Source organism: Pseudomonas sp. WS 5021 (assembly GCF_012985535.1).
Classification (GTDB): Bacteria; Pseudomonadota; Gammaproteobacteria; order Pseudomonadales; family Pseudomonadaceae; genus Aquipseudomonas.
On the sequence record NZ_JAAQWP010000001.1, the window covers coordinates 1,103,881 to 1,117,923 of the forward strand.

Sequence of the window (14,043 nt, forward strand, 5' to 3'; positions counted from 1 at the left end):
TACAGGTGACTGTACTTGTGCGGCGCGGGCAAGCACCATGCTCGCCGTGCGCCGCAGTTGTATTACGTAGGGCGCGCCCTTATCTATTCTTTCTATTCCCTTCCTTGGTGCGTAATCCGATATGAGTTCCGCTCTGTCCATCCGGCAGCTAACCAAAACCTACGGCAACGGTTTCCAGGCCCTGAGTGGTATCGATCTGGATGTCGCCGAAGGTGATTTTTTCGCGTTGCTCGGCCCCAACGGTGCCGGCAAATCCACCACCATCGGCATTCTGTCGACCCTGGTCAACAAGACCAGTGGCACGGTGAATATCTTTGGCCATGACCTGGATAAATCCCCGGCCGCGCTCAAGCGCAGCATTGGCGTGGTGCCCCAGGAGTTCAACTTCAACCAGTTTGAAAAGACCTTCGATATCGTGGTGACCCAGGCCGGTTACTACGGCATCCCGCCGAAGATCGCCAAGGAGCGCGCCGAGCAATACCTGACCCAGCTGGGGTTGTGGGACAAGCGCGACGTGCCATCACGCTCGCTGTCCGGCGGCATGAAGCGGCGCCTGATGATCGCCCGTGCCTTGGTGCACGAGCCACGCCTGCTGATCCTCGACGAACCGACGGCAGGGGTGGACATCGAATTGCGGCGCTCGATGTGGACCTTCCTCACCGAACTGAACCAGAAAGGCATCACCATCATCCTCACCACCCACTACCTGGAAGAGGCTGAACAGTTGTGCCGCAACATCGGCATCATTGACCACGGCACCATTGTCGAGAACACCAGCATGCGCAACCTGCTGGGCCAGTTGCATGTGGAGACGTTCCTGCTCGACCTGAAGAACAACCTGTCGGTGCCTCCGCAACTGATCGGCTACCCAACCCGCCTGGTAGACAGCCATACGCTGGAAGTCCAGGTCGATAAAGCCGTGGGCATCACCGCGCTGTTCAGCCAGTTGGCGTTGCAGAACATTGAAGTGTTGAGCCTGCGTAACAAAACCAATCGCCTTGAGGAGCTGTTCGTGTCCCTGGTGGAGAAAAATCTGGCGAAGGTGGCGGTATGAGTTCCGAGTTCCAACCCAACCTGGTAGCGCTCAACACCATCGTCTACCGCGAAGTGAAGCGCTTCATGCGCATCTGGCCGCAAACCCTGCTGCCGCCAGCGATCACCATGGTCCTGTACTTCGTGATCTTCGGGAACCTGATCGGCCGGCAGATTGGCGATATGGGCGGCTTCACCTACATGGAATACATCGTGCCGGGGTTGATCATGATGTCGGTGATCACCAACTCCTATGGCAACGTGGTGTCGAGCTTCTTTGGCAGCAAGTTCCAGCGGTCCATTGAGGAACTGATGGTGTCACCGGTGTCGCCGCACACCATCCTGATCGGCTACACCCTGGGCGGCGTACTGCGCGGCTTGATGGTCGGGGCGATCGTGACGGTGCTGTCGATGTTCTTCACCGACCTGCAGGTGCATCACCTGGGGGTGACCATCCTGGTGGTGGTGCTGACGGCGACGATCTTCTCGCTGCTGGGCTTTATCAACGCAGTGTTCGCGCGCAACTTCGATGACATCTCGATCATCCCGACCTTTGTGCTGACGCCGCTGACTTACCTGGGCGGGGTGTTTTATTCGATTACCTTGCTGCCGCCGTTCTGGCAGACCGTGTCGATGGCCAACCCGGTGCTGCATATGGTCAACGCGTTCCGCTACGGGATTCTTGGGGTGTCGGATATCAAGATCAGCGTGGCGATTACGTTCATGATCGCGGCGACGGTGGTGTTGTATATCGGGTGCGCGCGGTTGCTGGTGAGTGGGCGTGGGATGCGTACCTAAGCCAGGTCTAAAGATGTGTGGGTTTGTGTAGGAGCGGGCTTGCCCGCGATAGCAGAGTGTCAGTCAATACCTCTTTAACTGACCCGCCGCTATCGCGGGCAAGCCCGCTCCCACACAAGCCCACACACACACAGTTTGGTCAGGTGTGCAGCGCAATCTCGATCAGCTCATGCAGCTCCTCAACCCGCATCGGCGCAGCGCCAAACAAAATTCGAAACACCGTCGGCGCCGCCAGCAGATTGATCAACCGATCTACGCTGGGCAATGCCTGGCCGCTACCTTGGTAACGATCCACGATTACCTGCAGTTGCCCACCCAGAATCGTCACGCAGTACCCCGGCGTCTGGCTGCACTGTACGTCGCGCATCATGTTGCGCCCCGGTTCCGAGCTCATCTCGTCCAGGTATTGTTCGGCCCAGGCTTGCAGGTCGCCGCGCAGGCTGCCGGTGTCGGCCGGTTCACTGTCGGGACGCATGCGGGCCAGGGCGACGTCGGCGAGCAGGGCGGCGAGGTCGCCCCAGCGCCGGTAGATGGTCGACGGTGTGACTCCCGCGCGTGCGGCGATCTGCGGCACCGTCACGCTGGCGCGCTCTTGCTCCTGCAGTAGCTGACGCACCGCCGAATGAACCGATTCTTGTACCCGGGCACTACGGCCCCCCGGGCGGAGGCCTTCTTTTATCGCCATGCCAAAACCTTAACACAAAGAATTTGCTTTAAGCGCGACCCAGTAGCACACTGCACAAAAGCAAAATATTAGCTTTAGCGGAGCGTGCCCATGTCCAGCGTCACTTCTCATCGTTCCAGCCTGGTGTTCCTGGCGATCACCTTGCTGACGTTTCTTGCCGCCTCCAGCGCGCCGACGCCGTTGTATCACCTTTACCAGGAGGGCCTGCACTTTTCCGCAGGCACCCTAACCCTGATCTTCGGTGTCTATGCCTTGAGCCTGCTGGCCGCGTTGTTGACCGTCGGTTCACTGTCGGATTACCTGGGGCGCAAGCCGGTGATCTTTGCCGCGCTGGTGCTGAATATGCTGGCGATGCTGCTGTTTATCTACGCCGACAGTGTCGCCTGGCTGATCGCCGCCCGAACCTTGCAGGGGTTTGCCACAGGCATGGCCACCGCTGTGCTTGGCGCTGCGTTGCTCGACACCGACCGTCAGCAGGGCCCGTTGGTCAACAGTGTCGCGCCGTTGCTGGGCATGGCCTGCGGCGCCATGGGCAGCAGTTTGCTGGTGGAGTTCGCGCCGCTGCCGACTCAGTTGATCTATTGGGCCTTGTTCGCGCTGCTGCTGTTGCAGAGCCTGTATGTGTGGCGGCTGCCCGAAAGCGTCAGCCGCATGCCGGGCGCGCTGGCCTCGCTATGGCCGACCCTGCATGTGCCGCCCCAGGCGCGCCGGGCCTTGTGGCTGTCGCTGCCGGTGGATATTGCCGTGTGGGCCATGAGCGGTTTCTACTTGTCGCTGGCGCCGTCGCTGGTGCGGGCGGCAACCGGATCGACTTCCAACCTGATCGGTGGCGGCCTGGTCGCGGTGTTGACCTTGAGCGGCGCGGTGATGATTTTCAGCCTGCGCAATCGCCCGGCGGACAAGGTGCTGCGCCTGGGGGCAGGCCTGTTGGCCGTGGGCGTCGCGTTGATCCTCGGTGCGGTCCACAGCGCCAGCCTGCCACTGTTTTTCCTCGCCACACTGGTGGCGGGCAGCGGATTTGGCGCGGGGTTCCTTGGCGCGGTGCGCAGTGTGGTGCCCTTGGCCTTGCCCCATGAGCGGGCCGGGTTGATGTCGGCGTTCTACGTCCTCAGTTACCTGGCGTTTTGCCTGCCGTCCCTGCTGGCGGGCAACCTGACCCGCAGCTTTGGCCTGATCGCAACCACCGACGGCTACGGTGCGGTGCTGATCGTCCTGGCGCTCGGGGCCTTGATTGGCTTGATGAGGCAAGCATCCGCCAAAGCTTTATATAGGTAAAACAGATAACAGTTAGAGATATTACCCGTTATATAGATATTCGTTGCGCTTCTATCATGGGCTCAACCTCATACGAGGAAGAGGAATAAGCCATGACGTGCCCCAATAGCATCACCCCCAGCTATAAACCGTTCAGCCATCTCGCCGCTCCCAGGGAAGTGATTCGCCAGTTCACCCCCAACTGGTTCGCCGCCACCATGGGCACCGGCGTGCTGGCGTTGGCCCTGGCGCAAGTGCCGGTGCAACTGCCGGGTGTCTATGCCATCGCCGAAGGGTTGTGGTTGCTGACAATCGTTCTGTTTGTATTGTTCAGCGGCCTATACGCCGCGCGCTGGGTGATGTTTTTTCACGAGGCGCGGCGAATTTTCGGACACTCCACGGTCTCGATGTTCTTCGGCACCATTCCCATGGGCCTGGCGACCATCATCAACGGCCTGCTGCTGTTTGGCCTGCCGCGCTGGGGCGAGGGCGTGGTGCAACTGGCTGAGGCCCTATGGTGGCTGGACGTGGCCATGGCCCTGGCGTGCGGGGTGTTGATCCCGTTCATGATGTTTACACGCCAGGAACACAGCATCGACCAGATGACAGCCGTCTGGCTGCTGCCGGTGGTGGCGGCCGAAGTCGCTGCTGCCAGTGGTGGCCTGTTGGCGCCGCACCTGGCCGACGCTCATTCGCAACTGGTGATGCTGGTGACCAGCTACGTACTCTGGGCATTTTCCCTACCGGTTGCGTTCAGCATTCTGACAATCCTGATGCTGCGCATGGCCCTGCACAAACTGCCCCACGCCAACATGGCCGCGTCGAGCTGGCTGGCCCTTGGCCCGATCGGCACCGGCGCCCTGGGTATGTTGCTGCTTGGCCAGGACGCGCCGGCGATCTTCGCTGCCAATGGCTTTGCCGGCATCGGCGAGATTGCCGCCGGCCTGGGGCTGGTCGCCGGCATCACCCTGTGGGGCCTGGGCCTGTGGTGGATGTTGATTGCGGTGCTGATCACCCTGCGTTACCTGCGCGCAGGTATTCCATTCAACCTCGGCTGGTGGGGCTTTACCTTCCCGCTGGGGGTGTATGCCCTGACCACCTTGAAACTGGGCAGTACCTTGCACCTGGCATTTTTCAGCGTGACCGGCAGCGTGCTGGTCGCCGCCCTGGCCCTGATGTGGCTGGTGGTCAGCAAGCGCACGGTGCAGGGCGCCTATAAAGGTGAGCTTTTTGTTTCACCGTGTATTGCAGGGGTGGGGAATAAGTAAGCGGGATTAGGTAAAGTCGTGGCCTGAAAAATCAATAAAGCCTTCAGGCCACGCAGGAACACGGACGATGAGTCACCCCTCGCAATTTACCTTGCTGCGCAAACGGCGCTTTCTGCCGTTCTTCATCACCCAGTCCCTGGGGGCGTTCAACGACAATATCTTCAAGCAGTCGTTGATCCTCGCCATTCTCTACAAGCTGGCCATCGAGGGCGATCGCTCGATCTGGGTCAACCTCTGCGCCTTGCTGTTTATCCTGCCGTTCTTCCTGTTCTCGGCCCTGGCCGGGCAGTTTGGCGAGAAATTCAACAAGGATGCGCTGATCCGCGCGATCAAGATCGGCGAGATCGTGATCATGGCCATCGGCGCCGTGGGCTTTATGACCAACCACCTGGAGCTGATGTTGCTGGCGCTGTTTGCCATGGGCACCCACTCGGCGCTGTTTGGCCCGGTGAAGTACTCGATCATGCCGCAAGCGCTGCATGAAGAGGAGTTGGTGGGCGGTAACGGCCTGGTGGAAATGGGCACGTTCCTGGCAATCCTCGCCGGGACTATCGGCGCTGGGGTGATGATGTCCTCTGCGCACTACGCGCCGGTGGTGTCCACGGCGATTGTCGCGATTGCCGTGCTGGGCTACCTGGCCAGCCGGGCGATCCCGCGCGCCGCGGCGTCCAGCCCCCAGATGCGCCTGGACTGGAATATCTTCAGCCAATCCTGGGCCACCTTGCGCCTGGGTCTGGGGCAGACACCCGCGGTGTCGCGCTCGATTGTCGGCAACTCGTGGTTCTGGTTTGTCGGGGCGATCTACCTCACGCAAATCCCGGCCTACGCCAAAGAGTGGCTGTATGGCGATGAGACCGTGGTGACCCTGATCCTCACGGTGTTCTCGGTCGGTATCGCGTTGGGCTCGATGCTCTGCGAAAAACTCTCCGGGCGTAAGGTGGAAATCGGCCTGGTGCCCTTCGGGTCATTCGGCCTGACGGTGTTTGGCCTGTTGCTGTGGTGGCATTCTGGCGGCTTCCCGCAGAACGTCCAGGCCAACGATTGGCTGGCGGTGTTGGGTTACGGCCAGGCCTGGTGGGTGTTGATCGATATCCTTGGCCTGGGGGTGTTCGGCGGTTTCTATATCGTGCCGCTGTATGCCTTGATCCAGTCGCGTACCGCTGAAAACGAGCGGGCGCGGGTGATCGCTGCCAACAATATTCTCAATGCGCTGTTCATGGTGGTCTCGGCGATTGTCACCATCCTGCTGCTGAGCGTGGCCAAGCTGTCGATCCCCGAGCTGTTCCTGGTGGTGTCGCTGCTTAATATCGCGGTCAACACCTACATCTTCAGGATTGTTCCCGAGTTCACCATGCGCTTCATGATCTGGCTGCTCGGCCACTCCATGTACCGCGTGCAGCATCGCGACCTGCAACACATCCCGGACGAAGGCGCGGCGTTGCTGGTGTGCAACCATGTGTCGTTTGTCGATGCACTGCTGATTGGCGGCGCGGTGCGTCGGCCGATTCGCTTTGTGATGTATTACAAGATCTACCGCCTGCCGGTGCTCAACTTTATCTTCCGCACGGCCGGCACCATTCCGATTGCCGGGCGCCATGAAGACCTGGAGATCTACGAAAAGGCTTTCCAGCGTATCAGCCAATACCTGAAGGACGGCGAGCTGGTGTGCATCTTCCCGGAAGGCAAGTTGACCGGCGACGGTGAGATCAACGAATTCAAGAGTGGCGTGACGCGGATTCTCGAGGAGACGCCGGTACCGGTGATTCCCATGGCGTTGCAGGGGTTGTGGGGGAGCTTTTTCAGCCGCGATCCGAACAAGGGGGTCTTTCACCGGATCTGGTCGCGGGTGACGTTGGTGGCGGGGCCGCCGTTGGCAGTGGAGCAGGCGACGCCACAGGCTTTGCAGGAACAAGTGCTGGCACTGCGTGGCACCACCCGGTAGGAGCCCGGCTTGCCGGCGATGGCGCCCGAAAATCCATCACGGGATTCAAGGGCCTCATCGCCGGCAAAAGCATCAGGCGCTAATCTTGAGCCCGATCAACCCGGCAATAATCAGCGCCACACTGGCCAAGCGAAACAGCGCCATGGACTCCCCAAACAGGATAATCCCGGCAATCACCGTGCCCACTGCACCGACCCCGGTCCAGATCGCATAGGCGGTGCCCAGCGGCAGTTCCTTCATCGCCAGCCCCAGCAGGCCGAGGCTGACGGCCATGGCGGCAATCGTCAGGGCGGTGGGCATTGGTTTGCTGAAGCCGTCGGTGTATTTCAGACCGACGGCCCAGCCAACTTCAAACAACCCGGCGAAAAACAGAATGACCCAGGACATATTGACCTTCCTTTAAGAAGTGGGGTCGTCCCCGGATTAATGCTCGAACGAGTCGCGGGGTCGTCCCCGCGAAGATGGGTAGAGTGCCGAAAAGCCAGCACCCGATCAAGTTTCGGCAAGGGCCTTGCGATCTTCCTTCTCGCTCATCCGGCGGAAATACGTCGACAACAGCGCCCCCGAAATATTGTGCCAGACGCTGAACAGCGCACTGGGCACCGCTGCCAGTGGCGAAAAATGCGCACTGGCCAGTGCGGCGCCCAGCCCCGAGTTCTGCATGCCCACTTCCAGCGCCAACGACTTGCGCTGGGCCAGTGGCAACTTGAACACGCGGCCGGTGAAGTAACCGAGCAAGTAGCCGAAGCTGTTGTGCAGCATCACCACCGCCATGATCAGCAGGCCCGATTCGGCAATCTTCGCCTGGCTTGCCGCGACCACGGCCGCGACGATAATCACGATGCTGACCACCGATACCAGGGGCAGCACATCGACCGCATGGCGCACCCGATCACCCAGCAGGCGTTGCGCCAATACCCCAAGCACGATGGGCAGCAGTACCACTTGCAGGATCGACCAGAACAGCTCCATGAACGACACCGGTAGCCACGCCGAAGCCAGCAGCCAGATCAGCGCCGGGGTGAGCAGCGGGGCGAGGAGGGTGGTGACGGCGGCGATAGCCACCGACAGCGCCAGGTCGCCCCGGGCCAGCCAGGTCATGACGTTGGACGAGGTACCGCTTGGGCAGCAGCCAACCAGGATCACGCCGACGGCGATTTCCGGCGGCAGGTGGAAGGCCTGGCACAGCAACCAGGCCACCCCGGGCATGATCACAAAGTGCGCGACCACACCCAGGGCCACGCGCCACGGATGGCGTGCGACCTCGGCGAAATCTTCAAGTTTGAGGGTCAGGCCCATGCCGAACATCACCAGGCCCAGCAGCGGCACGATGGCGCTTTTCAGGCCGATAAACCAGCTGGGCTGCAGGAACGCGACTACGGCAAAAATCAGCACCCAGTAGGCGAAGGTATTGCCGACGAAGCGGCTCAAGGCGGCGAGTGCGCGCATGGTGATGTCCTTATTATTAGAGTGCTGGAACTGGCAACCCCATCAACCGTAGGAGCTGGCTTGCCAGCGATAGCGGTATGTCAGTCAGTGACTCACTCTGTAACTGATACACCGCCATCGCAGGCAAGCCAGCTCCTACATTGAACGTGCCTGTTTTAGATGCCTTGCGGGGTCTCTTCGCCGCCCAATGCTTCCACCAGTGCCGGCAGGAAGTCGCCGAAGGTCAGCATCATCAGGGTAAAGCTTGCATCCAGTTGGCCCAGGGCCTCGTCGCCGCCGTCCTGTTCGGCCTGGTCTTGCAGCAGGTCCTCGAACTTCAGGCGCTTGACGGTCATTTTGTCGTCGAGCATGAACGACAGCTTGTCCTGCCAGGCCAGGGACAGTTGGGTCACGACCTTGCCGGTGGTCAGGTGCAGCTGGATTTCTTCGCCGGTCAGGTCCTGGCGCTTGCAGCGCACGATGCCACCGTCTTCGTGGGTGTCGCGCAGTTCGCATTCGTCGAGCACGAAGAAGTCAGCGGCCGGCTTCTGGGTGGTGACCCAGTCGGTCATGATTGCGGTTGGCGCGGTTTTCACGGTCAGCGGGCGTACTGGCAGGGTGCCGATCACTTCACGCAGGGTCGACAGCAGGTCTTCGGCGCGCTTGGGGCTGGCCGAGTTGACCAGGATCAGGCCCTGTTTCGGTGCGATGGCAGCAAAGGTCGACGAACGACGGATAAAGGCGCGGGGCAGGAAGGCCTGGATGATTTCATCCTTGATCTGGTCCCGTTCCTTTTTATAGACCTTGCGCATTTGCTCGGCTTCGATCTCTTCGACCTTTTCCTTGACCGCGTCACGCACCACGCTGCCGGGCAGGATACGTTCTTCCTTGCGCGCAGCGATCAGCAGGAAGTCACCGCTGACGTGCACCAGGGGCGCGTCTTCACCTTTACCAAAAGGCGCGACGAAACCGTAAGTGGTCAACTCCTGGCTTGCACAAGGGCGCGCCGGTTTGGTGGCCATTGCAGCTTCCAACGCCTCGGCATCAACAGGCAGATCTTGGGTCAGGCGATAGATAAGCAGGTTCTTGAACCACATGGGGTGAGTCTCTCCTTTATACAAAGTGGGGCATTATTCTCTTGATAGGGCCTGAGGCCAACCCTGCCTAAGCCATTGGAAGGGCTGAAAAAAAAGATTTAAGAAAGTGCTTGCCAGACTTATGGTCGCTCCGTAGAATGCGCGCCACACCGAAACGAAGGGTGATTAGCTCAGCTGGGAGAGCATCTGCCTTACAAGCAGAGGGTCGGCGGTTCGATCCCGTCATCACCCACCATTCGCTTCATGTGTTACGCGCAGCGGTAGTTCAGTCGGTTAGAATACCGGCCTGTCACGCCGGGGGTCGCGGGTTCGAGTCCCGTCCGCTGCGCCATATTCGGTAACCTGGAACACTGAACGCCAGGTCACCACAGAAAGCCCGCTCATCGAGCGGGCTTTTTGCTGTCTGGGGTTTGCGAAAATCCCCGCTCATAAAAACGCCCCCGATCATTTCCGATGACCGGGGGCGTTTTTTATGGGGCGCTTAGAAATCCCAGCGCGTAGTGACCATGAAGTTACGTGGTTCACCGTAGGCTGCGGAGTTATAGAAGCCGATGTTGGTGTAGTAGGACTTGTCGAAGATGTTGTTGACGTTCAGTGTCGCCGACAGATTTTTGGTGACCTGGTAACGGGTCATCAGGTCCACCAGCCAGTAGGCTTGCTGGGAAAACTCCTCATACCCGTTATGCGGGGTGTTGTAGATATCCTGCCAACCCACGCTCTGCCAGCGCACGCCGCCGCCGACGGTCAACTTGTCGAGGTCGCCCTTGAGCTTGTAGGTGGTGTACAGCTTGACCTGGTCTTCAGGCTCGAACGTGGAGATCTTCACGTCCTTGTCATCGCGCACGATCTTGTGGGTGTAGCCGGCCTGGAGCTGCCAGCCGGGGGCGATCTCGCCGGACATCTCCACTTCGTAGCCCTTGGTCACGGCCTTGCTGCTCTTATAGGCATAGTTGGATGGGATCGGCGTCTGATTGTTGTAGGCGTCATCCGACAGCGCGCGATTGGACTCATGGATTTCAAAGTACGCCGCGCTGGCGTTCACCCGGCCATCGAGGAAGTCGGCTTTCACGCCCAATTCCCAGTTCTGGCCTTCATCCGGCTCAAGCAGCTTGTTATCCCGGTCGCGGTTGTAGTTTTCCTGGGGCATGAAGATATCGGTGTAGCTGGCGTACACCGAGTAGGTGTCGTTCAAGTCATACACAGCGCCGACATACGGCACGAATCGCCCGGACTCGCGATAGTTGGGGTTATAGCCGGTGACCTGGTAGTTGACCACTCGCCCACCCAGCAACAGCTTGAGGTCATCGGCCAGGTTCAGACGAGTGGTCACATAGGCGCCAGTCTGGCGCACGGTGTCGTCGGTCAGGGATTGGGCATTGCCCCAGTCCGGAATAGCGGCGTGGCCGTGCCAGTTATTGAAGTCGACGATGTTTGGGCTGAGGTTCCAATAGCCTTTGCCTTTCCATTCGGACGCGCTGATGGAACCGCCCAGCACCAGTTCATGCTCGCGCCCGCCCAGGCTGAACGGGCCACTCACGTACAGGTCGGCGGAATCGCTGACCGTTTCCCCGGTGTATTTGCCTGAGGTGAGTTGTGCGGTGCCGTCCGGCTGCGGCTGGTCGCCCTGGATCGAACCCATCAGCGCGTGGTAACCGTTGATCTTGTGGTCCAGTTGCAACTTGGTCACCCAGCCGTTGCCCAGGTCATGCTCGAGCATGGCGAACACGGTGCGGGTGTATTGCTCCCAACTGCTCCAGTCGGCGGCGTTGTTGAACGAGCGCTTGACCTTGTTGCGCTCGCCCTTGGAGTTGATCAGCGGGAAGCTGCCTGACCAGGAAGAGCCCTTGGGCAACGTATCCTGGTAATCGCCGCCGACGGTCAGCAGGGTGTCCGGCGACAGGTCGAATTCCATGATGCCGTAGTACGTCGGGCTCTTGCGCGAGTAGTGGTCCATGAACGATTGCTTGTCCTGGTAGGCCGCGACCGCCCGGCCACGCACATTACCGCTCTCGGTCAGCGGGCCGCTGACGTCCAGTTCGCTGCGGTAGTTGTCCCAGGAACCGGCGCCGAGGGTGGCATGCCCCTTGAAATCGGCGGTGGGCTTCTTGCGCACCAGGTTGATCGTCGCGCCCAGGGAGCCGGCGCCGGTGAGCAGGCCGGTGGCGCCCTTGAGCACTTCGACGCGGTCGTAGATCGCCATGTCGCTCAGGGTATTGCCCGCCGAATAGGCAACGTTGCGCGCCGTCGAAGGAATGCCGTCGTACTGGAAGTTATTGATCGAAAAACCACGGGCGTAGTAGTTGCTGCGCTCGCTGTCGAAGGCCGACACGGTGATGCCCGGGGTATGGCGCATCACATCGTCGACGTTGTTCAGGCCGAAGTCGTCCATGTGCTGGCGCGTAACGACGCTGACGGACTGCGGGGTTTCCTTGGGCGTCAGCACCAGGCGCGTGGCGGTGGCGATGCTGCCGGGGGTGTAGGACCCACTGTCTTCGGTGACGTTACCCAGCTGGTTGCCGGTGACCTGGGTCGGGCCCAGTTCCATGCTGCCGTTGCTGGCAGTCGGCGCGGGTTGCAGCGCATACACCTGGTCGCCCTTTACCGCGACGTAGCCGCTGCCCTGCAGCAGCCGGTCGAAACCGTCCTGGATCCCGTAGCTGCCTTGCAGGCCCGGGCCATCGAGGCCTTGCAGCTCGCGGGACTGGAACACAATCGCCACGCCGGCCTGCTGGGCAAAGCGGTTGAGCGAGCTGCCCAGGGGCCCGGCAGGAATGTTGTACGCCTGGGCGGCGGTGCTGGCCGTATCCGCCTGGGCCAGGTTGATGTGCAGGGCGCCAACGGTGGCGGCGAGCACGGCCAGGGAAAACGGTGCACTTCTCAGCAGGCCAAAGCGCCCACGCGGGTAGGAAGGGGTGTGCATGGTGAAGGCAATCCTTTAGGTGTCGAATTACCTTGCTTGACGGGCAACTGCACAAAAACCGGAAGCAAATGCGAATAATTATTTATTGGCGGTGTTGGCCGGGTTCACCACGACCAGCCAGGGGGTATAGGTTTGCACGGTTATCGGCAGGGTTTGCGCCAGCAGTTGCAGGGCGTGGTCGCTGTCATCCAGGGGGATCACGGCCGACACGCGCAGGCTTTGCAGGGCGGCGCGATCAAACTGCAGGCGGCCGGACCGATGCCGGGAGATTTCATCCAGCACCTCGGGCAATGGCCGGTTTTCCACCACCAGTTGATGGCGGCGCCAGGCTTCGTTGATGCTGGACGGGTCGATGCTGCCGGTCAGGCGTACGCTGTCGGCATTGATCAGGGCCTGGGAGCCGGCGGCGACTTCCAGGGTCTGCCGGGCATCGGCGCTGTGGGCGGCCACGCGGGATTCGAGCATGCTCAGCACGGTGCTGTCGCCCTCGCGCTTGACCACAAACCGCGTGCCCAGTGCGCGCATGCTGCCTTGGGCGGTCTGCACGATAAACGGCCGCGCCTGATCGTGGGCTACCTCCACCAGGATCTCGCCTTGCAGCAGTTCGATGCGCCGCTGCGTGGCGTCGAAATGCAGGTTGGCCGCGCTGATGCCATTGAGGCTCAGTGCCGAGCCGTCCGCCAGGCGCAGGGTCTGCCACTGGCCGGGGCCGTTGCGCACATCGGCCATCCAGCGCTGCGGATACGGGCTGACCAACAGCGCCGCCGCAGGCACTGCCAGGCTGCACACCAGCAACAGGGTGCGCACGGTGCGTTTGCTGCGGCGCGATTGCTGGGTGGCGAACGCCGCATTCAGCGCCGCCCGTGCCGGTGCCTTTTTCCCGCGCAGGGCCTGCATCCGCGAAATCACCGCCTCCATGCGTGCGGCAGCGGCGGCGTAGTGCGGGCCTTGTTGCTTCCAGCACTCGAACGCCAGGCGCTGCGCTTCGCTCAGCTCACCTTCATGCAGGCGCAGCATCCACTCGGCGGCTTGTTCTTCGATCTGTTGGCGGGCGTCGGGCATGGGTGGCTCAGGTGTCCATACTGTGGCCGCAATGCACCAGGGCCAGGATCAGGTATTTGCGCACGGTGCGTTCCGAGAGCTTGAGTTGCCGGGCGATCTGCTGCTGAGTCAGTTCTTCGAGGTAATACAGCACAAACGCCTGGCGCGAATACTCATGCATGCCTTCAAGGATAAACGCGATCTGTTCCAGGGCTTCCAGGGTGGTGTGGATCTGCTCCGGTGACTGGAACCCTTCGAGCGCGTCCACCGTCAGGGCCAACTCTTGCAGATAGGCTTGCTCAATCTGTTTGCGCCGGGCCTGGTCGATAATCAGCCGCCGCGCGGTAGTGCTCAAGTAGGCCCGGGGTTCGCGGATCGTCGCCACCGATTCACGGGTATTGAGGATACGTGCGAACGTGTCCTGTGCCAGGTCGGCGGCATTCTGCCGGCAGCCCAGCTTGCGCCGCAGCCAGGTGAGCAGCCAGCCATGATGCTCGCTGTAGAGCTGGGTAATTTCCCGTTGGAATGGCGGTTCACCCACAGACATAGGCGTGGCTCAGGTGTTATTGAGAATGGTT

The 14,043-nt window shown here is 61.0% G+C and carries 12 protein-coding genes and 2 tRNA genes; 7 read left to right on the forward strand and 7 right to left on the reverse strand.

Annotated elements, in window-relative coordinates:
• Positions 1-121 precede the first annotated feature (121 nt).
• Complete coding sequence (locus HBO19_RS05160) at positions 122-1,054, forward strand: ABC transporter ATP-binding protein (protein ID WP_169956834.1); 933 nt, start codon at positions 122-124, stop codon at positions 1,052-1,054.
• Positions 1,051-1,830, forward strand: coding sequence for an ABC transporter permease (locus tag HBO19_RS05165; RefSeq protein ID WP_169956835.1), 780 nt, complete (start codon positions 1,051-1,053; stop codon positions 1,828-1,830). Before HBO19_RS05160 ends, HBO19_RS05165 begins: the two co-directional genes overlap by 4 nt.
• Before the next feature lie 139 nt (positions 1,831-1,969).
• Here the strand turns inward: HBO19_RS05165 and HBO19_RS05170 are convergent, their stop codons facing one another.
• Positions 1,970-2,515 (reverse strand): TetR/AcrR family transcriptional regulator, encoded by a 546-nt coding sequence (locus HBO19_RS05170; RefSeq protein WP_170056996.1) that lies wholly within the window; start codon positions 2,513-2,515, stop codon positions 1,970-1,972.
• Between the two features lie 90 nt (positions 2,516-2,605).
• Here HBO19_RS05170 and HBO19_RS05175 point away from each other — a divergent pair, with 90 nt between their 5' ends.
• From HBO19_RS05175 to HBO19_RS05185, 3 genes are all read left to right on the forward strand, one after another.
• Positions 2,606-3,790, forward strand: a complete 1,185-nt coding sequence (locus HBO19_RS05175) for an MFS transporter (RefSeq protein ID WP_170056997.1) — start codon at positions 2,606-2,608, stop codon at positions 3,788-3,790.
• A 92-nt stretch (positions 3,791-3,882) separates the two neighbouring features.
• Positions 3,883-5,037, forward strand: coding sequence for a TDT family transporter (locus HBO19_RS05180; protein ID WP_170042666.1), 1,155 nt, complete (start codon positions 3,883-3,885; stop codon positions 5,035-5,037).
• A 67-nt stretch (positions 5,038-5,104) separates the two neighbouring features.
• Entirely contained in the window at positions 5,105-6,979 is a 1,875-nt protein-coding gene (locus tag HBO19_RS05185) for an MFS transporter (protein ID WP_170056998.1), read from the forward strand.
• A 72-nt stretch (positions 6,980-7,051) separates the two neighbouring features.
• On the opposite strand, the gene sugE is transcribed toward HBO19_RS05185, so the two are convergent.
• The 3 genes from sugE to rdgC form a co-directional block, all read right to left on the reverse strand.
• A complete protein-coding gene (gene sugE / locus HBO19_RS05190) occupies positions 7,052-7,366 on the reverse strand; it encodes a quaternary ammonium compound efflux SMR transporter SugE (RefSeq protein ID WP_057438900.1) in 315 nt (104 codons plus the stop codon).
• A gap of 105 nt (positions 7,367-7,471) precedes the next feature.
• Positions 7,472-8,428: a bile acid:sodium symporter family protein gene (locus tag HBO19_RS05195; RefSeq protein WP_070995372.1), complete on the reverse strand. Its 957-nt coding sequence runs from the start codon at positions 8,426-8,428 to the stop codon at positions 7,472-7,474.
• Positions 8,429-8,583: 155 nt separating this feature from the next.
• Positions 8,584-9,504 (reverse strand): recombination-associated protein RdgC, encoded by a 921-nt coding sequence (gene rdgC / locus HBO19_RS05200; protein ID WP_169956841.1) that lies wholly within the window; start codon positions 9,502-9,504, stop codon positions 8,584-8,586.
• Positions 9,505-9,663: 159 nt separating this feature from the next.
• Here rdgC and HBO19_RS05205 point away from each other — a divergent pair.
• Both HBO19_RS05205 and HBO19_RS05210 read left to right on the forward strand, forming a co-directional pair.
• Positions 9,664-9,739 (forward strand) — tRNA-Val (locus HBO19_RS05205).
• Positions 9,740-9,758: 19 nt separating this feature from the next.
• A tRNA-Asp gene (locus HBO19_RS05210) sits at positions 9,759-9,835 on the forward strand.
• A 150-nt stretch (positions 9,836-9,985) separates the two neighbouring features.
• On the opposite strand, the gene HBO19_RS05215 is transcribed toward HBO19_RS05210, so the two are convergent.
• The 3 genes from HBO19_RS05215 to HBO19_RS05225 form a co-directional block, all read right to left on the reverse strand.
• Positions 9,986-12,424: a TonB-dependent siderophore receptor gene (locus HBO19_RS05215; protein WP_170056999.1), complete on the reverse strand. Its 2,439-nt coding sequence runs from the start codon at positions 12,422-12,424 to the stop codon at positions 9,986-9,988.
• Between the two features lie 78 nt (positions 12,425-12,502).
• A complete protein-coding gene (locus tag HBO19_RS05220; protein WP_170057000.1) occupies positions 12,503-13,486 on the reverse strand; it encodes a FecR family protein in 984 nt (327 codons plus the stop codon).
• 7 nt (positions 13,487-13,493) lie between these two features.
• Positions 13,494-14,012 (reverse strand): sigma-70 family RNA polymerase sigma factor, encoded by a 519-nt coding sequence (locus HBO19_RS05225; protein ID WP_170042669.1) that lies wholly within the window; start codon positions 14,010-14,012, stop codon positions 13,494-13,496.
• Positions 14,013-14,043 lie beyond the last annotated feature (31 nt).